The sequence below is a fragment of the Kitasatospora sp. NPDC001539 genome, from assembly GCF_040298565.1.
Classification (GTDB): domain Bacteria; phylum Actinomycetota; class Actinomycetes; order Streptomycetales; family Streptomycetaceae; genus Kitasatospora.
Genome location: NZ_JBEPAK010000009.1, coordinates 24,294 through 46,472, shown reverse-complemented (window position 1 = coordinate 46,472; position 22,179 = coordinate 24,294). Strand labels below are relative to the sequence as shown.

Here is a 22,179-nt window from a genome sequence, read left to right as displayed (position 1 = left end):
GGCTCCCCCGGGACGTGCCTCGCCCTCAGTCGCCCTGCCGCCGAAAGACCAGCGTGCCACACCGGCGGGTGGCCTCGACTCCCCCGGGTAGGTGCAGCGGCCCCTGACCCCGCCATCCGGTGACCAGCAGGTCCACCGTCTCCAGGTGCCGGGCGAACAGGTCCCCGGCCGGACAGCCCGCGCGCAGCGCGGCCCGGCGCAGCACCCGGCGCCGGACGGCCGACGGCAGTTCGGCCAGCTTCACGGCGTCCAGGGTGCCTTCGCCCGTCCGGAGGTCGCGTTCGGCCAGGGAGGCCCACTGGTCGAGGGCGTCGGCGTCGTCGCGGAACAGCCGGGCGGTGCGGGCCAGCGCCTCCACCACGCCGCCGCCCAGGTGCTTCTCCAGCACCGGCAGCACCTCGTGGCGCACCCTCGAGCGGGTGTAGGCGGGATCACAGTTGTGCGGGTCGTCCCAGACCGGGATCGCCTGGGCGGAGCAGGCCTGCCGGGTGGCCGCCCGGTCCAGCTCCAGCAGCGGCCGGCGGTAGCGGCCCTTCTGGGCCGGCATGCCGGCCAGCGAGCGGGCGCCCGACCCGCGGGCGAGGCCCAGCAGGACGGTCTCGGCCTGGTCGTCCCGGGTGTGGCCGAGCAGCACCGCGATCGCGCCGTGGCGCTCGGCCGCCTCGTCGAGGGCGGCGTAGCGGGCGTCCCGCGCGGCCGCCTCCGGCCCGCCGTCGCGGCCGACCTGCACCGGGATCGCCTCGACCGGGTCCAGGCCGAGCGACCGCAGCCGCTCGGCGACCTGGGCGGCGCGGTCGGCGGAGCCGGGCTGCAGGCCGTGGTCGACGGTGACGGCGCCGACCCGCAGGCCGATCTTGGGGGCTTCGAAGGCGGCGGCGATGGCCAGCGCCATCGAGTCGGCGCCGCCGCTGACCGCGACCAGCACCAGCGGCGAGCCGGGGGCGGCCGGGGTGCGGGGCAGACCGGAGGGGTGACGGGCGGCGTTGCCGATCAGGGTGGTGCCGACGGCGGCGCCCACCAGCGGCGCACCGGCCGGGCGTTCGCGGGGCTCGCGCACGGGCGCGGTGAAGGTGGTACCGGCCTCGGCGGCGAGGTCGGTGAGCGTACGGCGGACGGCCAGGCGTATCGCGGCTACGGCGGGGTGAGGGCCCACGGCGGACGACTCCTCGGCGGAGGGGACAGGACTGCGGCGGGCGCGGCCGGGGCCGCGCGCCGACATGAGCGCCGCGTTACCGGGCGCTCACAGATGGTGGCAGAAAGCGGCGACCCGCTACGCCACCCGCGCCATCGGTACGACCACCGTCCCACGTTCGGGTGAATGGAGAAACGTATCTTCACCCACCGCCTGCCCGATTGGACCACTCGTACGAGCGGGTTTGACCGCCACGGACCAGCGGCGGTCCCGCCTCGTCGGCTTCCTCAGCGGGCGACCCGGGCGACCCAGGCCGCCGGGTCGTGGATCTCGTCCTTGGTCGGCAGGGTGTTCGGGGAGGTCCACACCCGGTTGAACCCCTCCATGCCCACCTGCTCCACCACCGCGCGGACGAACACCGCGCCGTCCTGGTACTGCCGCAGCTTGGCGTCCATGCCCAGCAGCCGGCGCAGCATCAGGTCCAGCCGGTTCGCCCCCCGGTCGCGGCGCTGCTGGAACTTCTCCCGGATCTCCGCGACCGTCGGCACCACGGCCGGCCCGACCCCGTCCATCACGACGTCCGCGTGGCCCTCCAGCAGCGACATCACCGCCGTCAGGCGCCCCAGGATCTCCCGCTGCGCGGGCGACTGGACGATCTCCAGCAGGTTCGCCGAGGCGCCGTCCCGGCCCTCCCGGCCGCCCGCCCCGGGCAGGGCCCCGCCGAGCGAACCCGCCGCCTCGCGCAGCCGGTCCAGCAGGGCGCCCGGGTCGACGTCCGTCTCGGCCAGGAAGGCCTGCACCTCGGACTGGATGTGGTCGCGCAGCCAGGGCACCGCCGTGAACTGCGTCCGGTGCGTCTCCTCGTGCAGACACACCCAGAGCCGGAAGTCGGACGGGTCCACGTCCAGTTCGCGCTCGACGTGGACGATGTTCGGCGCCACCAGCAGCAGCCGGCCAGGACCGGGGCCCTCCGGGCCCAGCCGCGGCTTGTCGAACAGCGCCGCCGGGCTGTCCGGGGCCTCCAGCGAGGGCTCGGCCGGCGCGAAGGTCTCGTACTGGCCCAGCACCTTGGTCGCCAGGAACGCCAGCAGCGCCCCGACCTCGATCCCGGTGGCCTTCTCCCCCACCGCACCGAACACGCCCGCCGCCGCGCTGTTCGCCCGCCGCGCCTGCAGCTTCTCCACCAGCGGCTGGACGACCGTCCGGAAGCCCGCCACGTTCGCCCGCACCCACCCGGGGCGGTCCACCACCAGCACGGGGGTCGCGGCGGCCGCGGCCAGGCTGCTCGACCGCATCCCGGTGAACGCCCGCACGTGCTCCTCCGCCTCCAGGGCGTGCCGGCGCAGCTCGGCGACCACCGCCGCCGCCTCCGCCCGGCTCACCTCCGGCCCCGGCCGCACCAGCCTCGTCGCGGTAGCGACCGCGAGATTCCAGTCGACCATGTCAGCCCCGCCACTCGCGCTCGTCATGCCCTCACCGTACGTGCTCATCACCACCAACGGCAGCCACCTGCCGGCAACACCTCGGCCACCGGCCCCGGATCCGCGACCACCGCCCGGAAGCACCGGCCCACGGGTACGAACGACGGCCCGGACACCCGCCCTCCACCCCTCCTGCCCGCCCGCACGGCCCCCGAACCCGGCCGCCGAACCCGGGCCGCCGGCCCGGCGGGGGCGGGGCGCGGTCGGCGTCGCGCGGCCGGTCCGGACGGTCGCCCCGGCGCGGGCGGGTCAGTGGCAGCCGCAGGCGGCGAGGCGGGCGGCGATGCGGTCCATGGCGGCGCGGGCGGTGTCGGCGGAGGCGGAGGTGCGGGTCATCACGGCGAAGAGGAGGAGGCGGCCGTCGGCGTCCACGACAGTGCCGGCCAGGGTGTTGACGCCGCTGAGGGTTCCGGTCTTGGCGCGGATCAGCCCGGCCGCGTCGGCGGCGCCGGAGCCGGTGCCGTAGCGCCTGTCGAGGGTGCCGCTGAACCCGGCGACCGGGAGGCCGGTGAGGACCGGGCGCAACTCGGGGTGCTGGTCGGAGGCGGCCAGGGCGAGGAGTCGGACCAGGACGGCGGGCGGGATCCGGTCGTCCGGGTGCAGGCCGCTGCCGTCGTCGAGGACCACGCCGGTCATCGGGACGCCCAGTGCGGCGAGCTGCCGGGTGACGGCGGTCGCCGCGCCCTCGAAGCCGGCCGGCTGGTGGGCGGCCAGCGCGACCTGACGGGCGATCGCCTCGGCGAGCTGGTTGTCCGAGGTGGTCAGCAGCCGCTCCACCAGCCGGGCGAGGGTCGGCGACTCGACCTTGCCGAGGACGGGGGCGTCGGCGGCCGCCGGGGCGGTGGCGGGCCTGGCCTTGCCCTCGACGGTGACGCCCTGGGCGGCGAGCATCGCGGCGAAGGCGTCGGCGGCCGCGCCGGCCGGGTCGGCGACGCGGTTCGGGGCCTCCTCCCGGCTCCTCGGGTCGGCCTTGGCCTCGTCCACCATCAGCGGGACGACCAGCGCGATGTTCTGCGCGTCGTGGTTCCGGTGCTGCGGGCTGCCCGTGTACATCGACAGGTCGTAGTCCAGCTGGACCGTGGTGGTGCCGGCCGCCTTGAGGGCGGTGGCGGTCTGCCGGGCGAGCGCCTCCAGGGAGGCGGGGGCGGTGTCGGCGTCGACGGGCTGTCCGCCGATCTGCACCTGGTCGGCGGGCAGCGCGGTGAGCGTCGGGTCCCCGCCGCCGACCAGGGTGACGGTGCCCGGGGTCGAGCCGCGGACCACCCGGGTGGCGAGCCGGGTGTCCGCGGGCAGGAGGGACAGCGCGGCGACCGCGGTGGCGAGCTTGGTGGTGGAGGCCGGGGTGGCCGGGGTGTTCTCCCCCGAGCCGTAGAGGAGGCGGCCGTCGGCGGCGTCCGCGACGGCGATCGTCACGGTGCCGAGGCTCCGGTCCGCGAGGGCGGGACCGAGCGCCTGCTGCAGGCCCTGGGCGGTGGGGGCGGCGGCCTGCGGCCCGTCCTCCGCGGCGGCCAGGACGGCACCCGCCGGGGGCACCGGGCGGGCGACCGGCGCACTGCCGCCGTCGGCGGGCGCGGAGCCGGCGGGTGCGGAGCCGGCGGGTGCGGAGCCGGCGGGTGCGGAGCCGGCGGGCGGTTCGGCCCGCCGGGCCGGTCCGGCGCTCGGGCTCTCGCCGGTCCGGGGCCCGGCCTTCCCGTGGTCGCCCCTGCGACCCCCCTGGCCGTCGTCGTCCTCGCCCCGCCCCGCGCTGTGGCCGGGCGCCGGCGAGGGCTGCGCGTACGCACCGCCCGGGGTCAGCACGGCCCCGGCGACCAGCAGTGCCGCTCCGGCCAGTCCCGCGGCCGTCCCCCTGCGACGGCCTGCCGCCCCCACCCCAGCTCGCACCGACCGGCCCCTTTCCTGAGCACTCGCTCCCGTAGGAGACACTTGGATTCTGTCAGTCCCTACCTTGGAGGAAGCGTTGGAGTTCGACGTCCTTATCGAAATCCCGAAGGGCTCGCGTAACAAGTACGAGGTCGACCACGAGACCGGCCGTCTGCGGCTCGACCGGATGCTCTTCACCTCGACCCGCTACCCGGCCGACTACGGCTACGTCGAGGGCACGCTCGGCGAGGACGGCGACCCGCTGGACGCCCTGGTCATCCTGGACGAGCCGACCTTCCCGGGCTGCCTGATCAAGTGCCGTGCCATCGGCATGTTCCACATGACCGACGAGGCCGGCGGCGACGACAAGCTGCTCTGCGTCCCGGCGACGGACCCGCGCTGGGAGCACCTGCGCGACATCCACCACGTGTCGGAGTTCGACCGCCTGGAGATCCAGCACTTCTTCGAGGTCTACAAGGACCTGGAGCCCGGCAAGTCCGTCGAGGGCGCCAACTGGGTCGGCCGTGCCGAGGCCGAGGCTGAGGTCACCGCTTCGATCAAGCGCCTCGCGGAGCAGGGCGGCCACTGAGCCGTCGTTCCGGTCCGGCTCGACCAGGACGGTTCGGGGCGGGGTCGGGACAGCCAGGGGCCGGGGCGCGCGGAGGGAATCCGCGTGCCCCGGCCCCTGTCGTGTCCGAGGACGGCCGGTGGGCTTTCCGGGGGCTCAGTCCTCCAGCCGGAACCCGACCTTCATGCACACCTGGTAGTGCTTGATCCGGCCGTCCTCCAGGTGGCCCCGGACCTGCGACACCTCGAACCAGTCGAGGTTGCGCAACGTCCGGGAGGCCCGCTCCACCCCGTTGCGGATCGCGGCGTCGACGCTCTCGGTCGAGGACCCGACGATCTCGGTCACCCGGTACACGTGGTCGGTCATGGCGGACTCCCTCAGCTGTGCGACGGCCCCCGGTCCACCGTGCACCGGCCCGGGTCCGCCCGCACCCCGGCGGCGTCCGCCGGGGGCCGCCCGGAGGCACGCCTCAGAACGCCGCCCGCACCTCGCCGACCGGGACGCCGCCGCCGAGCAGCGGGGCCGCGCTTATCCGCTCGACGGTCTCCTGCGCGCCGGTCAGGCCCAGCCGGCGCAGCGCGGCCGCCAGGACCGGGCCGCGGGCCCGCTCGGCACCGTCGTCGATCTTGAAGGCGAGCGCCCGGCCGTCCGGCAGGGCGACGACCTGGACGGCCTCCGCGCCCATCTTGGAGAGCGCGCCGGGGACGGCCCGCATCAGCCAGGTGTCGGCCCGGCGGGTGCCGGCCACGTACTCGGGGTGGGCGCGCATCGCGTCGGCGACGCGGCGCTGGACGGTGCCCTCGGCGGCCAGCACCAGACCGCGGTAGCCGCGGGCCAGGCCGGTCAGCGTGACGGCCAGCAGCGGGGCGCCGCAGCCGTCCACCCCGGCGTGCGCGGGGGTCTCGCCGGTGGCCTCCTCCAGCGCCTCGCGGGCCAGCCGCTGGATCGGGTGGGCCGGGTCGAGGTAGCCCGCGGTGTCCCAGCCGTTGGCGACGCAGGCGGCCAGCCAGCCGGCGTGCTTGCCGGAGCAGTCCATCAGGATCGGGGCGCGCCCACCGCCCGCGCCGAGCAGCAGCTCCGCCTCGGTCTCGTCGAGCGGCAGGTCGGCCGGGGTGCGCAGGGCGGACTCGTCGAGTCCGGCCGCGCCCAGGATCGCCCGGACCCCTTCGAGGTGAAACGATTCTGCGGAGTGGCTGGAGGCCGCCAGCGCCAGCAGCTCGCCCTCGATCGCCAGCCCGGCCCGCAGGGTGGCCACCGCCTGGAACGGCTTGGCCGTCGAGCGGGGGAAGACCGGCGCGTCGGGGTCGCCCAGCGCGAACTCCACCGAACCGTCGGCGGCGAGCAGGACGAGGGAGCCGTGGTGGCGGCCCTCGGTGAAGCCCGAGCGGACGACCTCGGCGAGCACGGGCGGGTTGGCGGACTGCGACATCGGGAGCCTTCCGGGGGCGGGGGTGGACCGGGAGGAAGCCGGGCCCCCCCGCCCGCGACGACTCACCCGGTCAGAGCGGCCTCTCGGAGAGCAGGTCGTCGACCCGTGCTTCCCCATCACGGTACCTGCGGGTGATCTCGGCACTGCAACCGTCGGCCGTCCGCAGCAGGCGCCGGCGCCGTCCGGAGACCTCGCGCTCGTGCGCGCGCAGCCGTTCCAGCGCGGCCAGCAGCTCCTCGGCGGGGTGCGCGGCCAGGTCGGCGAGCTGGACGTCGCCCATCAGGGCGTCCGCCTCCAGCTGCGACTCCTGGGTGCGCGGCGGCCCCAGGGTGACGTGCCGGGCCGAGCGCCGCACGGTGGAGGGCGCGTCGGCCAGGATCGCGGGCAGCCGGTCCAGCAGCTCGCCGCCGCCGTCGCCCGCCGGCCGGGCGGCGCGGGCGGGGTTGCCGCCGGGGCGCCGGTCGAGCTCGGCGCGCAGGATGTCCATCCGGCCGTGCAGCAGCCGCCGCAGGTAGGACAGGTCGGCCTCCTGCGCCAGGGTCTCCCGGCGCAGCAGGCGCAGCTGGTCCAGGCCCAGCCGCTCCAGATCGGGCTCGCCGTCCGGGCCGGCCGCCCAGGAGGGAGCCCCGGGGGCCTGCGCCACCTGCCCGGGGCGGTTCCCCGCCGCGCTGCTCGCGTCCATCATGCAACCCACCTGCCGTCGTCGATCCCGCCCGCTCGCGGCACTCCGTCCCTGCCGCCGGCCCGGCCCGTCCCCCGACGGGCTCGCGCGTCCGTCCGTTGGCACGACCGGAGGATCCGAACGGTTCCGCCCCCCGGCCGGAACCACCCGCCGGGGCGACCCGGCCAGAACGCCTGACCTACCGGCTCGACCTCCCGGCCGAGCCCGGCCCGGTGCGGCGGACCTCCAGGCGCGCCGGGCCCTCGTACGGTCCCCAGCGTGCCACCCCACCCGGCGCGCGCGCACCGACCGTGCACCCGAACGGCCCCCTGGCGAACGGGGGTGGCTGATATGACCGGTCCTTTCCGCAGGAAGAGTGGCGCCCGACCCTGCGCAGGCGCGCGCTTCACGGCGCGCGCCACCGGTGTGCGCGCCCCCGATGTGCGCCCCCGGGCCACGACGGGACCGGTACGGCGGCTCCGGCACAATGGCGGCATGCGAGCAGTGGTGCAGCGAGTGACCGAGGCCAGGGTGACCGTGGCCGGAGAGACCGTCGGCGCGATCGAGGGGCCCGGGCTGTGCGTCCTGGTCGGCGTCACCCACGACGACACCCCCGCCAAGGCCGCCCAACTCGCCCGCAAGCTCTGGACGCTGCGACTGCTGCCCCCCGACGACGCGGGCGTCGAGCAGAGCTGCTCGGACCTCGGGGCCCCGCTGCTGGTGATCAGCCAGTTCACGCTCTACGGCGACGCCCGCAAGGGCCGCCGCCCCACCTGGAACGCCGCGGCCCCCGGCCCGGTCGCCGAACCCCTGGTGGACGAGGTGGTCGCCCGGCTGCGCGAGCTGGGCGCCAAGGTGGAGACGGGCCGGTTCGGCGCCGACATGCAGGTGGCGCTGGTCAACGACGGCCCCTTCACCGTCCTCGTCGAGGTCTGAGGCCGAGGCCCGGCGGCCCGGAGGCCCGGGTCCGGGACCAGCGGTCCGGGGCGGCGGCGCCCAGGGCCCGGGCCCGCGGCCTACTGCGGGACGATCACGTCCTGGGTGCCCGGGACCGTCCCGGCCAGCAGCACCGCGTCCACCGGGACGTTCCGCTTGACGATCGCCAGCGCGATCGGCCCCAGCTCGTGGTGCCGGGCCGAGGAGGTCACGAAGCCCAGCGCCCGCCCGTCCGGCTCGGCCGCCAGCCGCACCTCGGTGCCGTGCGGGGGCAGGGTCTCCTCGGTGCCGTCCAGGTGCAGGAAGACCAGCCGGCGCGGCGGGCGGCCCAGGTTGTGCACCCGGGCGACGGTCTCCTGGCCGCGGTAGCAGCCCTTCTGCAGGTGGACGGCGGTGCGCAGCCAGTCGACCTCGTGCGGGATGGTGCGGTGGTCGGTCTCGAAGCCCAGCCGGGGCCGGTGGTCCTCGATCCGCAGCGCCTCGTACGCCCACACCCCGGCCGCCGGGCCGTACCTCTCGGTGAGCCCGGCCAGTTCGGCGCGCGGCACGAACAGGTCGCGCCCGTACGGGAGTTCGCGCACCGCGGCGGCGCCCTCGACCGAGGCGGTGGAGCCGGCCGGCAGGTGGACCACGGCGTAGTCGGCGGTCGCGTCGGCGACCTCCACCCGGTAGAAGAACTTCATGCTCTCCAGGTAGGCGACCAGTGCGCCCTGGGTGCCGGGCTCGACGTGCGCCCAGGTGGTGGTGCCGTCGTCGACCAGGTAGAGGGCGTGCTCGACGTGCCCGTTCGGGGAGAGCACCAGGGCCTCGGTGGCGTGCTGCGGCTGCAGCCCGCTGACGTGCTGGGTGAGCAGCAGGTGCAGCCAGGAGAGGCGGTCGTCGCCGGTGACGGTGACCACCCCGCGGTGCGAGAGGTCCACGAAGCCGGTGCCCCGCGCGAGGTTGCGTTGCTCGCGGAAGATGTCGCCGTAGTGGGCGGCGACTCCCTCGTCGGCCCCCTCGGCGGGGACGGCTCCGGGCAGGGCAAGCAGCGGGCTCTTCACACCGGTCATACCGGCCAGCTTACGACCGGCCGTCCCGGTGCCCGGCGGCGCAGTCGGCGCAGCGGCCGAAGATGGCGAAGTGCTTGAGGTCGGTGTCGAAGCCGTGCTGCTCGCGCAGCCGGTCGATCAGCGGCTGCGCGATCTCGGTGCCGGTCTCCGTGACCTTCTCGCAGTCCCGGCAGACCAGGTGCAGGTGGTGGTGGCGGCCGGCCAGGTGGTAGGTCGGGGCGCCGTGGCCGAGGTGGGCGTGCGAGACCAGGCCCAGTTCCTCCAGCAGCTCCAGGGTCCGGTAGACGGTGGAGATGTTGACGCCGCTGGCGGTCTTGCGGACGTGGCTGAGGATGTCGTCGGGGGTGGCGTGGTCGAGGACGTCGACGGCCTCCAGCACGAGCTGGCGCTGCGGCGTCAGCCGGTAGCCGCGCTCGCGCAGGTCGGCCTTCCAGTCGTCGGAGAGGTGCCAGTCGCCGGAGAGCTGCCAGTCGGTGGTGCCGGTGTCCGCCACGGTGCTGTCCCTGCCAAGGTCGGGGGTCCTGATGCAAGTGTAGGGACCGGCCGCGGGCCGGTCCCTACCTCGTGCGCGGGCCTTACTTGAAGAAGGCGATGCCGTCGTCCGGCAGGTCGTTGATGTCCTTGATCAGCTGGGCCGGGCTGAGCACCTTCCTCAGCTGGGCGGACATGTACGGGCGCAGCGGCACGTTCGGGGCGGCCTTCTCGCCGACCCAGAGCAGCTCGCCGTTCACGAAGCCGTACAGCCGCTTGCCGCCGGAGTACTCCGGGGAGCCCTCGATCCGGGCCACCGCGTCGGTGGCCACGTCGACCTGCGGCTTGCCGTCGGCCAGTTCGCCGTACCAGATCTCGACGGTGCCGTCGTCGCGGAGGGAGGAGATCTCGATCCCCCGGACCCCGCTCGTGCCGTGGTGGTTGCTGGTCACGCGCCAGAAGGCGTGCTCGTTCTCCAGCGGACGGACCTTCTCGCCCTCCTCGTTCAGCACCCAGGTGCGGGAACGGAACTCCAGGAAGGGCCGGCCGTCGTGGCGGATGACGATCTCCTGGCCGAAGTTGCACTTCTCCGTGCCGGGGAAGTCATAGACGCCCGCGCCCTCCCAGGTGCCGAGGAGGAAGGCGAGCGGGACGACGTCCTTGTGGAGGTCAGAGGGGATCTCGATCATGTTCCTGGTCGCTGTCGTGGTCGGTGCGGTCTGTCTCAACCGTACGGCAGGCTCAGCGCTGGCCCTGGTACAGCTTCATCACCGAGAAGATGGCGAACCAGGTGATCAGCACGGCCATGAGGGCCAGCAGACCGTCGAAGAACATTTCCAGACCGGACACGGGGGGCTCCCAGGCGGCGACAGTGTGGTGGATTTTGCTGGCGCTCACTCTATCCGCCGGGCCCGGGCCGGTCGCGGTGAGCCCCACCACGTCGCCTTTCGCGCCCCCGCGCTCCGGCGCCGCCCAAGGTTTCCCCACGGGATTCCGGGATGACGGCGGGCCGCGGCGACGAGCCCTCTAAGGTGGCGCCATGTCGAAGAAGCTCGTCATCAAGGTCACCGCCGGGGCGGATGCGCCGGAGCGGTGCTCCCAGGCCTTCACGGTGGCGGCCGTGGCCGTCGCCAGCGGGATCGAGGTCTCGCTCTGGCTGACCGGGGAGTCCTCCTGGTTCGCCCTGCCGGGGAGGGCGAAGGAGTTCGAACTGCCGCACGCGGCGCCGCTGCCGGACCTGCTGGAGTCGATCCTGGCGGCCGGCTCGGTGACGCTGTGCACCCAGTGCGCCGCGCGGCGCGGGATCGAGCAGAAGGACACCGTCGAGGGCGTCCGGATCGCGGGCGCGCAGGTCTTCGTCAGCGAGATCATGTCGAACGACGTCCAGGCGCTGGTGTACTGAACCGCCGCCCGGGCGGGGTGCGGGGCCGTGGCAGGCGCTACCGCCCTCCGCCCCGGGAATCGTGCGGCTCTTCGTCGGGGCGGTCCCGGTCGTGACCGGGATCGTCCCACTTCGGGTCGTCCCAGCGCGGGTCGTTCCACCAGTCGTCGTCCGGGTCGCGCTTGTTGGCGAACACCGCCGCGGCCGGCGGGATGACCATCGCGACCACGCACATGCCCACCGCGGCGCCCACCGAGAAGAACCGCACCACGCCCCAGGCCAGCACGAACAGGCCCAGGCACACGCCCATCATGGCGTAGTAGAAGTGCCGCCGGCGCCGTGTCTGCACCTCTCCACGGTACGGCCGAGGGCCCTGCCGCGGCAGGGCCCTCGGGGTGATCGTCCGGTCCGGGACCGGGGTCCGGTCCGGGTCCGGTCAGACCGCGATCGCGACCTCGACGGCGGTGCCCTGGGAGGCCACCACCTGACGGTCCACGGTCTGGCCCGGGACCAGCGCGCGCAGGGTCCACTTGCCCGGGCGGGCGAAGAACCGGAACTGGCCGGTCGCCGAGGTGGGCACCTCGGCCGTGAACTCACCGCCCTCGTCCAGCAGCCGGACGTAGCCGTTGACCGGCTCACCGTCGCGGGTCACCGAACCCTGGATGATCGTCTCGTTCGCCACGTCAACTCCTGCCAGGTCCGGCCCGCCGGCCTTCGCACCGCACATGTCTGTCTTCCCTTCTGACTTACGGCTCGAGCCGGGGGCTCAGTTGCTGCCGAGCTCGATCGGCACGCCGACCAGGCTGCCGTACTCGGTCCACGAACCGTCGTAGTTCTTGACGTTCTGCTGGCCGAGCAGCTCGTGCAGCACGAACCAGGTGAGCGCGGAGCGCTCGCCGATGCGGCAGTAGGCGATGGTGTCCTTCGCGAGGTCGATGCCCTCGGCCTCGTACAGGGCCTTGAGCTCCTCGTCGCTCTTGAAGGTGCCGTCGTCGTTGGCGTTCTTGGCCCACGGGATGTTGCGGGCGCTCGGCACGTGGCCGGGCCGCTGCGACTGCTCCTGCGGGAGGTGGGCCGGGGCGAGCAGCTTGCCGGAGAACTCGTCGGGCGAGCGGACGTCGACCAGGTTGAGGTTGCCGATGGCGGCGATCACGTCGTCGCGGAAGGCGCGGATCGAGGAGTCGGCGGCCTGCGCCTTGTACTCGGTGGCCGGGCGGACCGGGACCTCGGCGACCAGGTCGCGGGAGTCCAGCTCCCACTTCTTGCGGCCGCCGTCCAGCAGGCGGACGTCGCCGTGGCCGTAGAGCTTGAAGTACCAGTAGGCGTAGGAGGCGAACCAGTTGTTGTTGCCGCCGTACAGCACGACGGTGTCGTCGTTGGCGATGCCCTTGGCGCTCAGCAGCGCCTCGAAGCCGGCCTGGTCGATGAAGTCGCGGCGGACCGGGTCCTGGAGGTCCTGCTTCCAGTCGATCCGGACGGCGTTGCGGATGTGGTTCTTGTCGTACGCGGAGGTGTCCTCGTCGACCTCGACGATGACGACCTTCGGGTCGTCCAGGTGGGCCTGGACCCAGTCGGCGTCGACCAGGACGTCGCTTCGGCTCATGGTGGTGTTCTCCATCCGAGGGCGGTTTGCGGAAGGTGCTGCTCAGGAGGTGCTGCAGGGCGCCCGGACGGGTTCGGTCCGAATTCCTGTCCGAATGACGGGACGGGGGAGGAGACCGGGCAACCGGGCGGGGAACTGCGGAGTACGGCGGCGACCCTCGGCCGCGACGGCCGGAGCAGGTCACCGTGGAGATCGGCGGCGGGCCTCAACTGCCCTGCCAGACTGCCGATTCAGCGCATTCGACACAGACAGGCGGCCACGCGGCACAGGTCGACCGCCCGCCGCTTCGTGAGATCCGTCTGTCGCTTCATGCCGACGATGCTAGGGACACCCGAGGCCTGCTGTCATCAGCGTATCGAATACCGAGATCGAAACGGTCGGATGATGGGATTCGCCGCGAGAGGGGCGGGACGGAGGCCGCGGGCAGCCCCCGGCGGCGGGGCACAACGTACGGAAACGACACCGCTCCGGGGCCGACGCTGGACAGCGCGTCTCGCAGAGCGGAACGGGAGCAGGGTGGAAGGGGGACGGCGGCGGGCCGGGGAGGGGCGGGCCGCTGTCCGGGGAAGGGCGCGGGCCGGCCCTCAGGGAGGGGCGCGGGCCGGTGCTCCGGGAGGGGGCGCGGGTCGGCGTCAGCCCAGCAGCTTGACGCCCTTGCCCTCGAAGGACAGCTGGAGGCCCTCCGGCAACGGCGTCGCGCCGTCCTTCGCGGCCAGCGCCAGCCCGGCGGGCATCGAGTCCAGGGTGAAAGCGGCCGGCTGGATCTTCCGGTTGGTGAGCCCGGCGACCATCTCCGCCAGCGAGCTCAGCTTCAGGCCGTCCACGGTGATGGTGTTGCCCTCGTTGTGCACGGTCGCCTCACCGACCGAGACCGGCCCCAGCGAGGCCTTGACCTTGCCCGGGCCGCCGTACGACAGGCTCAGCCGGGAACTGCCTCCGCCCGGCAGCGGGGCGCCGCCCAGCAGCTCGGAGGCCGGCGGCAGCAGCTGGGCGAGGTCCTGGTACGAGATCACGCCGCTTCCGGTGCCGTCGTCCACGGTCGCGGTGCTCAGGCTGTCGCTCACCGAGACGCCGGAGAGCCTGGCCTTGAAGGAGTGCAGCGCCACCTGGTGGCCGTTGTTCTGGACGGTCAGACCGTCCGAGGAGATCCGGACGTCGTCCAGCTTCTTGGTCACCACCTGGGTGAGGAACGGGAAGCCCTCGATCGTCACGTCCGGCCGCCGGCTCATCTGGCCGCTCTTCACCAGCCGGTCGGCGGCCTCGTCCTCGGCCACGCCGACGGCGATCCGGTCCGCGCCCACCAGCAGCCCGGAGAGCACCGCCAGGCCGATCGTCGCCTTCCACCATCCGCGCATCGTGTTCCCCGTCGTCGCCGGTCGCCGTCGTCCCGCACGACCGTACGACGTCCCGCCCCGGAAGGTGGTTCCGGGGCGGGCAGGTGTGACGTACCGGGCTCAGCCGGCCAGCAGGTCGGTGGCGATCCAGATCAGCGGCGCGGACACCGCCAGCGGCAGCGCCACGCCCGCCGTCATGTGGACGAAGCGGGACGGGAAGTCGTACGCCGCGACCCGCCGGCCGACCAGCGCACCCAGCCCGGCGAGCACCCCCAGCGCCGGCGGCGCGCCCACCAGCAGGCCCAGCACGACCGCCGCGACCAGACCCAGCACCGGGCCCAGCTGCTTCGGGCCGGGCAGCGGCGCCGCCGCCAGCAGGACGGCCAGCGCGACGGCGCCGACCCCGGCCGGCACCCAGTCGGCCAGCAGCAGCATCGTGCACAGCGCCGTCACCACGGTGGCCGACCCGAGCACGGTCAGCGCGTAGAACCGCTCCTTCGGATCCGACGGACGGAACGTCTGCAACACCAGGACCAGCAGGAAGAACCCGCCCAGGGTGCCCACCACGGCCGCCGCCCCGCCGTCCGAGTCCGCCAGCAGGACGGCCGCATCGGCGGTGAACCCGGCCAGCGCGGCGAGCAGGATGCCCTGCCGGGCCGGCCACATGCCGTTCAGCCGGAACCAGCCGGCCGCCGTCAGCAGCTGCAGCAGCGCGACCACCAGGGCCAGCGCCACCTGGCCCAGCGCGGCGCCGCCGGCCAGCAGCGCGGCCGCACCGGCGGTGATCAGGGCGGGCTGCAGGCCCGGGTCGATGATCGGCGAACCCGTCCGGCCGCCGGGGGCACCGGACTGCGGCGCCGCCGGCAGCGGCTGCGCGGGCAGGCCCTGGTACGGCTGGGCACCGGGCCCGCCGGGCGCCTCCGGCGCCTGGCCGGGCAGCGGGGCGGACGGGCGCTTGAGCGTCATGGTCGGCGAGTCGAGGGCGGGCCCGGCGGGAACCGCGGGCCCAGCGGGCACCGCCTGCTGCGGCGCGGACTGCGGCGGCGCGGACTGCGGCGTCGGGGCCCGGTGACGTGCCCGGGACGGCGGCTCCTGCCAGGCCTGCGGCTGCGGCTGCGCCTGGGGGTGGTGCTGGTGCTGGTGCTGCGGCTGCGCCTGCGGCGGGAACTGCGGCTGCGCTGCAGGCCGGCCGAGGTGCGGCGGCGGGGCGACCGGCATCGCGCCCGAGACCGTCACCGGGGGCAGCAGCGTGGTGGCCGCCGCGTCGTCCGGCGGGGGGACGGGCGGCAGCAGCGTGGTCGCGGCCGCGTCGTCCAGCGCCGGCACCGGAGGCAGCAGCGTGGTGGCCGCCGCGTCGTCCAGCGCGGGCACCGGCGGCAGCAGGGTGGTCGCGGCCGCGTCGTCGTCCACCGGATGGCCGTACGGGTGCTGCGGGGAGTGCTGCGCGTACTGCTGCTGATGCTGCTGCGGGTGGGGCTGGTACGGGTGCGGCTGCTGCGGGTGCGGCTGCTGCGGCCAGGTGCCGTAGCCGCCGTCCTGCCGGTTCGGGTCGTTCATGTCCGTCACGCCGCTCACCCTCCCGCGAACGGCGGGAGGACCTCGACCGTCCCGCCCTCGGTCAGGGCGACGGTCGCGTGGTCGCGGCCGCCCACCTGGGAGCCGTCGACCAGGTACGAGCAGTGCCCGAGCAACTGGACGAACTTCGGCCGGTCCGCGTGCCGCTCCTTGGCCGCCGCCAGCGCCTCCGCCAGGTTCGCCGCCTGGTACGGCTCCTCGGCCAGCCCGGCCTCGGACTTCGCCGCCGCCCAGTAGCGGATCGTCCCGCGCACCCGGGCGCCGCTCGCGGGCTCGGTGGTCGCGCCCATCGGGCCACCCCTTCCGTTCGTCCTCGCCCGGCCCCGGTGGCCCGGTCCGGTTCGCCACCGGGGCGGCCGCCCGACCACCCGAACGAATGGACCCGCGCGGCGCCGCCGATGTGCGTCCATGATGGCGTGTCCGCCGTCGCGAGCGGCAATCGCCCTGGCCGGACGGGTGCGCGACGGCGCCCGAAGTTGTGTCCGGTCTCACCCGGCGCGCGCCCGGATTGGGCGAACCGCCGGATTCGCGCACTCCCGGGGCGGGAGCGGGTCGGCTATCCTCGACGACCAAGAGGGATCCGGGCAGAGTCGCCCCCGGGTCCTTTTGTGCTTTCAGGACGCCAGTACGGACGTTCTTGCGATTCGTCGGCCCACCCCCGGCGCGCCGCAGGAGCCCCCGCTCGACCGGCACGAGGACGTGCCCGGCCGGTGGGGTGTCGACACCGGGCGCCGGGCCGCCACCCGGTACCGGACCAGACCGGAGGGTTCGCGGGATGAGCGGGACGAGCGGAGCGCAGACGGCGCGCCAGGGGTTGCGGGACCCCGGGCGCGAGCGCCGTCCCGCCCTGCGCTCCTCCCGTGCGCCCCAGGCGCCGGTCGTCCTTCCCCTCCTCACCCTCACGTCGCCCACCGCCGCCCCCGCCGGGACGCGCAGCGCGCGACACCTCCCCGTTCGTGCGCCATCCGGCTGTGGCGGCAGCCCCACCGCGACCACGACGACCCGGAAAGGGGACCACCGGGTATGAGCTCCCTCCTCCTCCTGACCAACGCGCTGCAACCCTCAGCGGAAGTGCTGCCGGCCCTCGGCCTGCTGCTCCACAACGTCCGGGTGGCCCCCGCCGAGGGGGCCGCACTGGTGGACACCCCCAGTGCGGACGTCATCCTGGTCGACGGGCGGCGTGACCTGCCCCAGATCCGCAGCCTGTGCCAGTTGCTGCGCTCCACCGGCATCGGCTGCCCGCTGATCCTGGTGGTCACCGAGGGCGGCCTGGCCGCCGTGACCGCCGAATGGGGCATCGACGACGTCCTGCTGGACACCGCGGGCCCCGCCGAGGTCGAGGCCCGGCTGCGGCTCGCGCTCGGCCGGCTCCAGGTCGCCGTCGACGACAGCCCGATGGAGATCCGCAACGGCGACCTCTCGGTCGACGAGGCCACCTACTCCGCCAAGCTCAAGGGCCGGGCGCTCGACCTCACCTTCAAGGAGTTCGAGCTGCTCAAGTACCTGGCCCAGCACCCGGGCCGGGTCTTCACCCGGGCGCAGCTGCTCCAGGAGGTCTGGGGCTACGACTACTTCGGCGGCACCCGGACGGTGGACGTCCACGTGCGGCGGCTGCGGGCCAAGCTCGGCGTCGAGCACGAGCAGCTGATCGGCACCGTGCGCAACGTCGGCTACCGCTTCGTCGTCCCGGAGAAGGCCGAGAAGGGCGAGCGTCCGGACCTCGCCCAGCGCCCCTCCGCTCCGCTGGAGGCGTGACCCGGAGCCGGGCGGACCGTCCCCGCCCGGCTCGTCCGGATTGCTCCGGTGCGCCCCGGGGCGGCCCCAGGTCGCACTGCCGCCCCCGGGACCACACGCGTAGACTCCCCCCGTGGCCAAGGTGACGCGCGACGATGTAGCCCGACTGGCTGGGACCTCGACCGCGGTCGTCAGCTACGTGATCAACAACGGGCCGCGCCCGGTCGCGCCCGCGACCAAGGAGAAGGTCCTCGCGGCGATCGAGCAGCTCGGCTACCGGCCGAACAGCGTCGCCCAGGCGATGGCCTCCCGCCGGACCAACCTGATCGGCATGGTCGTCCCCGACGCCCGCCAGCCCTTCTTCGCCGAGATGGCGCACGCCGTGGAACGGGCCGCCTCCGAGCGCGGCAAGCTCGTGCTGATCGGCAACTCCGACTACGTGGACGACCGCGAGGTCCACTACGTCCGCGCCTTCCTCGGCATGCGGGTCTCCGGCCTGATCCTGGTCAGCCAGGGCCCCTCGCAGCGCGCCGCCGAGGAGTTCGCCGCGATGGAGGGGGCGAAGGTGGTGCTGCTGCACCGCCGCCCCGAGGCGATCGACGACGTCGCCGTGGTCACCGACGACGTGGGCGGCGCCGAGGCCGTCGTCCGCCACCTGCTGGAGGAGCACGGCCACCCGTACGTGGCCTGCTTCGGCGGCCCGGTCGACTCCCCCGCCCCCGGCGACCCGGTCATCGACCACGTCGAGGGCTGGCAGCGCGCCATGGACGCGCACGGCGTCCCCACCGAGCCGCACCTGATCGACGCGCCCTTCCACCGCTACGGCGCCTACGAGGTCGCGCTCGGCGTGCTCAGCTCCCCCGACCGGCCCAGGGCGATCTTCTGCTCCACCGACGACCAGGCCATCGGCGTGCTGCGGGCCGCCCGCGAGGTCGGCCTGCGCGTCCCCGAGGACCTCGCGGTGGCCGGCTTCGACGACGTGCCCGAGGCGGCGCTCGCCGACCCGCCGCTGACCACCGTCGCCTCCGACCGCGACGCGATGGCCCGGGCCGCCGTGGACCTGGTGCTGGACGACTCGCTGATGGTCCCCGGCTCGGACACCGAGCGGGTCCGCAAGTTCCCGTCCCGCCTGGTCGTCCGCCGTTCCTGCGGCTGCGACGGAGCGGCGCCCGGCCGCACCCCGACGGAATAGCCGGTTCCGCTCCGCCCGGCCGCCCGGCCGTCCGCCACGGCGGCCTGACCAGGCTTTATGAGAAGTCAACGGGCTTCTCGGACCCTTCTGAGCCGCTTCTCATCCGCTCCTCATGCGCCGGGCGGAGCTTGGGCGGCATGAACGAACAGCAGCAGCACCCGGACGAGCACCACGACCCGTACCGCCCCCGCGTCATCGAGGGCACCGTCCTCGGCGGCGGCGCCGCGGGCACCGGCGGCACGGCGGGCACCAGCGGCACCGCGGGCACCGGCGGCACCGACCCCTACGCCGGGTACGCCTACCGCGAGGACCACTCCGGCGGCGGCTTCGACGGACCGCCCCCTCCGCCGCCCGTCCCGCCCGAGCCGCCCACCCTCCTCGGGCACCCCGCGGGCCCCGACGGCCCCGGCCGCGGCAGCCGGGCCCGGCGCGGCGTGCTGCGCGGCCGGCTCGTCCTGGTCACCGCCGTCGCCGCGATCGCCGCCGTCATCGGCGGGCTCACCGGCGGGGTCGTGGCCGCCGACCGGCAGTCCTCCGGCAACCGCGTCGGCACCGTCGCCAGCCCGGTCTCGGCCCGCTCCGACGGCAGCGCCGACGTGCCGGCCGTGGCCGCCGCCGTCTCGCCCAGCGTCGTCCAGATCACCGTGAAGACCGGCAACGGCACCGCCACCGGCACCGGCGTCGTCCTCGACACCAGCGGCCGGATCCTCACCAACTACCACGTCATCGACACCGCGATCGCGAACGGCGGCCGGATCACCGTGACCTTCAAGGACGGCCCCACCGCGCCCGCCACCGTCACCGGCACCGACAAGGGCCTCGACGTCGCCGTGATCACCGCGACCGGCGCCAAGAACCTCACCCCCGCCGTCCTCGGCGACTCCTCCACCGTGGCCGTCGGCGACCCCGTCGTGGCCATCGGCAACCCCGACGGCCTCACCGGCACCGTCACCTCCGGCATCATCAGCGCCGAGAACCGCGACGTCACCGTGCAACTCGACGAAGGCAGCACCGGCAGCAACGGCGGCTTCGGCTTCCCCGACCTGCCCGGCCTGCGCGGCAGCATCCCCCAGCAGCAGAGCACCGGCGACACCACCACCTACAAGGCCTTCCAGACCGACGCCGCCCTCAACCCCGGCAACTCCGGCGGCCCGCTGATCAACGCCAACGGCCAGGTCATCGCCATCAACTCGGCCATGTACTCCCCCAACGGCGCCAACTCCACCGCCGGCGGCTCCAGCAGCACGGCCGGCAGCGTCGGCCTCGGCTTCGCCATCCCGATCAACGACATCAAGCAGGTCCTGCCGAAGCTCGAAGCCGGCCAGAACGTGTGAGCCGGAACCCGTAGCAGCCGGCAGGCGTCCGCCAGGCGGACAATTGCTCCCAGCAGGCACCCCATCCGACGAGAAAGGGCACCAGCCCATGACCCCGTCCGCCGACGACCGCACCCCCGCCGAGGCCGGCCACCCCTCCGCCCGGCTCCTCGTGGTCGACGACGAACCCGCCCTCCGGGACGCCCTGGAGAGCAGCCTCGCCTTCGAGGGGTACGAGGTCGACACCGCCACCGACGGCTACGAGGCACTGGAGTCCGTCGAACGCGACAAGCCCGACCTCGTCCTGCTGGACATCATGATGCCCCGGATGGACGGCCTCACCGCCGTCCGCCGGATGCGCTCCCGCGGCGACACCGTCCCGGTGCTGATGCTCACCGCCCGCGACGCCGTCGGCGACCGCGTCACCGGCCTCGACGTCGGCGCCGACGACTACCTCGCCAAGCCCTTCGAGCTCGACGAACTCCTCGCCCGCGTCCGCGCCCTGCTGCGCCGCAACGCCCTCGCCGCCGAGGCCGCCGCCCGCGCCGCCGCCGAGGACGAGAGCGAGGTGCTCGCCTTCGCCGACCTGCGGATGAACACCGCCACCCGCGAGGTCACCCGCGCCGGCAAGCCGGTCGAGCTCACCCGCACCGAGTTCATGCTGCTGGAGATGTTCCTCTCCCACCCCCGGCAGGTCCTCACCCGCGAACAGATCCTCAAGGCGGTCTGGGGCTTCGACTTCGAACCCTCCTCCAACTCCCTGGACGTGTACGTGATGTACCTGCGCCGCAAGACCGAGCAGGGCGGCATGCCGCGCCTCATCCAGACCGTACGGGGCGTCGGCTACGCCCTGCGCCCGGCCGCCGGCACCGGCGCGTGAGCGCCCTACCGCCCCCGCCCCCACTGGCACCGCCACGCCCACCCGGCCCCCGGCGGCGCCTGGTCCACTGGCTGCGCTCCCGGTCCCTGCGCAGCCGCCTCACCTTCCTGAGCGCGGCGGCGGTGGCGGTGGCGATCGCGCTGTCCGCGCTGGCGTGCTGGTTCATCGTGGAGAAGCAGCTCTACGGCCAGGTGGAGACGGAGTTGCGCAACGCTCCGCTACCGCAGCGCGCCATCCTCCACGTCCCGTGCCCCAGCACGCCCGAGGCCAGCCTCCAGCTGGTGCAGACGAGCCCGCCGGAGGTCACCGGCGGCCCCGTCCCCCGGGACACCCAGTACGTCCTGACGGACCCGACCCAGGTGTGCCTGCCGCCGACCGCCTCCCGGGCGATCATGCTCCAGAAGGACGACACCAAGGCCCTCCGGCTCAAGGCGAACCAGTCCATCATCCGCGACGGCCAGTACACCAACGGCGACCCCGCGATGGTCCGGATCTCCGCGGTCCGGACCCCGGGGACCCCACCGGTGATCGTGATGGTGGCGACCCCGACCAGTTCCGTCGAGGACTCCCTCCAGGGCCTCGCCGTCCTCCTCGGCTCCGTCTCCGTCGGCGGCATCCTCCTCGCCGCCGTCGCCGGCCGCCTGGTCGCCCGCTCCGCCCTCAAGCCCGTGGACCAGCTCACCGACGCCGTCGAGCACATCGCCAGGACCGAAGAGGTCGGCACCACCATCCCGGTCCACGGCCACGACGAGATCGCCCGGCTGTCGACCTCCTTCAACTCCATGAGCACCGCCCTCGCCAACTCCCGCGAACGCCAGACCCGGCTGATCGCCGACGCGGGCCACGAGCTGCGGACCCCGCTGACCTCGCTGCGCACCAACGTCGACCTGCTGATCCGCAGCAACGACACCGGCCGCCCGCTCCCCCCGGCGACCAGGACCAAGCTGCTCGGCAACCTCAAGGCGCAGATGCAGGAGCTCACCGTCCTGATCGGCGACCTGCTCCAGCTCTCCCGCCCCGACTCCCCCAAGGCCGGCCCGAACCTCGCCGTCGTGGCCCTCCACGAGATCGCCGCACGGGCCGTCGAACGGGCCGAGCTGCGCGGCCCCGGGTTGGTCTTCGAGACGAGCACCGAGCCCTGGTACGTGCACGGCGACGCGGCCGGCCTGGAGCGGGCGGTGATCAACCTGCTGGACAACGCGGTGAAGTACAGCCCGCCCGGCGGCACGATCGAAGTCCGGCTGCGGCAGGGCGTGTTGACCGTGCGCGACCACGGCCCCGGCATTCCGCCGGACGAGCTCCAGTACGTGTTCGACCGGTTCTGGCGCTCCCCCTCCTCGCGCCAGCTGCCCGGCTCCGGCCTCGGCCTGTCGATCGTCGCGCAGAGCGTCCGGGAGGCGGGCGGCGAGGTCACCCTCGGTCCGGCCGAGGACGGCGGTCCGGGTGCGCTGGCCACCGTCCGGCTGCCCGGCGGTCCCGCGCCGGAGTGACGCTCCCGGCCCGGCCACCACCGGGCGGGGAACAGGACAGGCAGGGAACAGGACGGGCGGGGCGCCCCGACAGCGCCCCGCCCGTCC

At 74.5% G+C, this 22,179-nt stretch carries 24 protein-coding genes; 8 read left to right on the top strand and 16 right to left on the bottom strand.

Annotated features, from left to right (window positions below):
* Positions 1 to 25: 25 nt before the first annotated feature.
* The 3 genes from tilS to dacB all read right to left on the bottom strand — a co-directional run bounded on the left by tilS (position 26) and on the right by dacB (position 4,494).
* Positions 26 to 1,153, bottom strand: a complete 1,128-nt coding sequence (gene tilS / locus ABT247_RS03770) for a tRNA lysidine(34) synthetase TilS (RefSeq protein WP_350737368.1) — start codon at positions 1,151 to 1,153, stop codon at positions 26 to 28.
* A gap of 266 nt (positions 1,154 to 1,419) precedes the next feature.
* Positions 1,420 to 2,601: an Rv3626c family coenzyme F420 biosynthesis-associated protein gene (locus ABT247_RS03765; RefSeq protein WP_350737365.1), complete on the bottom strand. Its 1,182-nt coding sequence runs from the start codon at positions 2,599 to 2,601 to the stop codon at positions 1,420 to 1,422.
* Between the two features lie 261 nt (positions 2,602 to 2,862).
* Positions 2,863 to 4,494 (bottom strand): D-alanyl-D-alanine carboxypeptidase/D-alanyl-D-alanine endopeptidase, encoded by a 1,632-nt coding sequence (gene dacB / locus ABT247_RS03760; protein WP_350737362.1) that lies wholly within the window; start codon positions 4,492 to 4,494, stop codon positions 2,863 to 2,865.
* 76 nt (positions 4,495 to 4,570) lie between these two features.
* On the opposite strand from dacB, the gene ABT247_RS03755 reads away from it, so the two are divergent.
* Positions 4,571 to 5,062 carry an inorganic diphosphatase gene (locus tag ABT247_RS03755; protein ID WP_030059594.1) on the top strand — a complete coding sequence of 164 codons (492 nt, stop codon included), beginning with the start codon at positions 4,571 to 4,573 and terminating at the stop codon, positions 5,060 to 5,062.
* A gap of 135 nt (positions 5,063 to 5,197) precedes the next feature.
* Here the strand turns inward: ABT247_RS03755 and ABT247_RS03750 are convergent, their stop codons facing one another.
* The 3 genes from ABT247_RS03750 to ABT247_RS03740 form a co-directional block, all read right to left on the bottom strand.
* On the bottom strand, positions 5,198 to 5,407 hold the full coding sequence (locus tag ABT247_RS03750; protein WP_224285507.1) for a dodecin: 210 nt from the start codon (positions 5,405 to 5,407) through the stop codon (positions 5,198 to 5,200).
* Between the two features lie 103 nt (positions 5,408 to 5,510).
* Positions 5,511 to 6,470 carry an asparaginase gene (locus tag ABT247_RS03745; RefSeq protein WP_350737359.1) on the bottom strand — a complete coding sequence of 320 codons (960 nt, stop codon included), beginning with the start codon at positions 6,468 to 6,470 and terminating at the stop codon, positions 5,511 to 5,513.
* Between the two features lie 70 nt (positions 6,471 to 6,540).
* Positions 6,541 to 7,155, bottom strand: coding sequence for an RsiG family protein (locus ABT247_RS03740; RefSeq protein ID WP_350737356.1), 615 nt, complete (start codon positions 7,153 to 7,155; stop codon positions 6,541 to 6,543).
* A gap of 471 nt (positions 7,156 to 7,626) precedes the next feature.
* On the opposite strand from ABT247_RS03740, the gene dtd reads away from it, so the two are divergent.
* A complete protein-coding gene (gene dtd / locus ABT247_RS03735; RefSeq protein ID WP_350737353.1) occupies positions 7,627 to 8,067 on the top strand; it encodes a D-aminoacyl-tRNA deacylase in 441 nt (146 codons plus the stop codon).
* An 80-nt stretch (positions 8,068 to 8,147) separates the two neighbouring features.
* On the opposite strand, the gene ygfZ is transcribed toward dtd, so the two are convergent.
* From ygfZ to ABT247_RS03720, 3 genes are all read right to left on the bottom strand, one after another.
* Positions 8,148 to 9,110, bottom strand: a complete 963-nt coding sequence (gene ygfZ, locus ABT247_RS03730; protein WP_350737426.1) for a CAF17-like 4Fe-4S cluster assembly/insertion protein YgfZ — start codon at positions 9,108 to 9,110, stop codon at positions 8,148 to 8,150.
* 19 nt (positions 9,111 to 9,129) lie between these two features.
* Positions 9,130 to 9,612, bottom strand: a complete 483-nt coding sequence (locus ABT247_RS03725) for a Fur family transcriptional regulator (RefSeq protein ID WP_350737351.1) — start codon at positions 9,610 to 9,612, stop codon at positions 9,130 to 9,132.
* An 82-nt stretch (positions 9,613 to 9,694) separates the two neighbouring features.
* Positions 9,695 to 10,279: a heme-binding beta-barrel domain-containing protein gene (locus ABT247_RS03720; RefSeq protein ID WP_350737348.1), complete on the bottom strand. Its 585-nt coding sequence runs from the start codon at positions 10,277 to 10,279 to the stop codon at positions 9,695 to 9,697.
* A 350-nt stretch (positions 10,280 to 10,629) separates the two neighbouring features.
* Here ABT247_RS03720 and ABT247_RS03715 point away from each other — a divergent pair, with 350 nt between their 5' ends.
* Positions 10,630 to 10,992 carry a DsrE family protein gene (locus ABT247_RS03715; RefSeq protein WP_350737346.1) on the top strand — a complete coding sequence of 121 codons (363 nt, stop codon included), beginning with the start codon at positions 10,630 to 10,632 and terminating at the stop codon, positions 10,990 to 10,992.
* A 37-nt stretch (positions 10,993 to 11,029) separates the two neighbouring features.
* Here ABT247_RS03715 and ABT247_RS03710 read toward each other — a convergent pair whose 3' ends face one another.
* The 7 genes from ABT247_RS03710 to ABT247_RS03680 form a co-directional block, all read right to left on the bottom strand.
* A complete protein-coding gene (locus ABT247_RS03710; RefSeq protein ID WP_350737343.1) occupies positions 11,030 to 11,320 on the bottom strand; it encodes a DUF3099 domain-containing protein in 291 nt (96 codons plus the stop codon).
* Positions 11,321 to 11,407: 87 nt separating this feature from the next.
* Positions 11,408 to 11,698, bottom strand: a complete 291-nt coding sequence (locus ABT247_RS03705; RefSeq protein WP_030059605.1) for a DUF1416 domain-containing protein — start codon at positions 11,696 to 11,698, stop codon at positions 11,408 to 11,410.
* Positions 11,699 to 11,737: 39 nt separating this feature from the next.
* Positions 11,738 to 12,574 (bottom strand): sulfurtransferase, encoded by an 837-nt coding sequence (locus ABT247_RS03700; protein ID WP_350737340.1) that lies wholly within the window; start codon positions 12,572 to 12,574, stop codon positions 11,738 to 11,740.
* 230 nt (positions 12,575 to 12,804) lie between these two features.
* Positions 12,805 to 12,885: an Ms5788A family Cys-rich leader peptide gene (locus tag ABT247_RS03695; RefSeq protein WP_350517234.1), complete on the bottom strand. Its 81-nt coding sequence runs from the start codon at positions 12,883 to 12,885 to the stop codon at positions 12,805 to 12,807.
* A 321-nt stretch (positions 12,886 to 13,206) separates the two neighbouring features.
* A complete protein-coding gene (locus ABT247_RS03690; protein WP_350737338.1) occupies positions 13,207 to 13,929 on the bottom strand; it encodes an LmeA family phospholipid-binding protein in 723 nt (240 codons plus the stop codon).
* Positions 13,930 to 14,028: 99 nt separating this feature from the next.
* Positions 14,029 to 15,474: a hypothetical protein gene (locus tag ABT247_RS03685; RefSeq protein WP_350737335.1), complete on the bottom strand. Its 1,446-nt coding sequence runs from the start codon at positions 15,472 to 15,474 to the stop codon at positions 14,029 to 14,031.
* A gap of 5 nt (positions 15,475 to 15,479) precedes the next feature.
* Positions 15,480 to 15,773 (bottom strand): MoaD/ThiS family protein, encoded by a 294-nt coding sequence (locus tag ABT247_RS03680; protein WP_350737333.1) that lies wholly within the window; start codon positions 15,771 to 15,773, stop codon positions 15,480 to 15,482.
* A gap of 733 nt (positions 15,774 to 16,506) precedes the next feature.
* On the opposite strand from ABT247_RS03680, the gene ABT247_RS03675 reads away from it, so the two are divergent.
* From ABT247_RS03675 to ABT247_RS03655, 5 genes are all read left to right on the top strand, one after another.
* Positions 16,507 to 17,238 (top strand): response regulator transcription factor, encoded by a 732-nt coding sequence (locus ABT247_RS03675; protein WP_350737330.1) that lies wholly within the window; start codon positions 16,507 to 16,509, stop codon positions 17,236 to 17,238.
* A 112-nt stretch (positions 17,239 to 17,350) separates the two neighbouring features.
* Positions 17,351 to 18,409 carry a LacI family DNA-binding transcriptional regulator gene (locus ABT247_RS03670; RefSeq protein WP_350737327.1) on the top strand — a complete coding sequence of 353 codons (1,059 nt, stop codon included), beginning with the start codon at positions 17,351 to 17,353 and terminating at the stop codon, positions 18,407 to 18,409.
* Positions 18,410 to 18,546: 137 nt separating this feature from the next.
* A complete protein-coding gene (locus ABT247_RS03665) occupies positions 18,547 to 19,743 on the top strand; it encodes a S1C family serine protease (protein ID WP_350737324.1) in 1,197 nt (398 codons plus the stop codon).
* Positions 19,744 to 19,831: 88 nt separating this feature from the next.
* Complete coding sequence (locus tag ABT247_RS03660; RefSeq protein ID WP_350737321.1) at positions 19,832 to 20,602, top strand: response regulator transcription factor; 771 nt, start codon at positions 19,832 to 19,834, stop codon at positions 20,600 to 20,602.
* Positions 20,599 to 22,092 carry a HAMP domain-containing sensor histidine kinase gene (locus ABT247_RS03655; protein WP_350737318.1) on the top strand — a complete coding sequence of 498 codons (1,494 nt, stop codon included), beginning with the start codon at positions 20,599 to 20,601 and terminating at the stop codon, positions 22,090 to 22,092. The genes ABT247_RS03660 and ABT247_RS03655 overlap by 4 nt, the downstream gene beginning before the upstream one ends.
* Positions 22,093 to 22,179 lie beyond the last annotated feature (87 nt).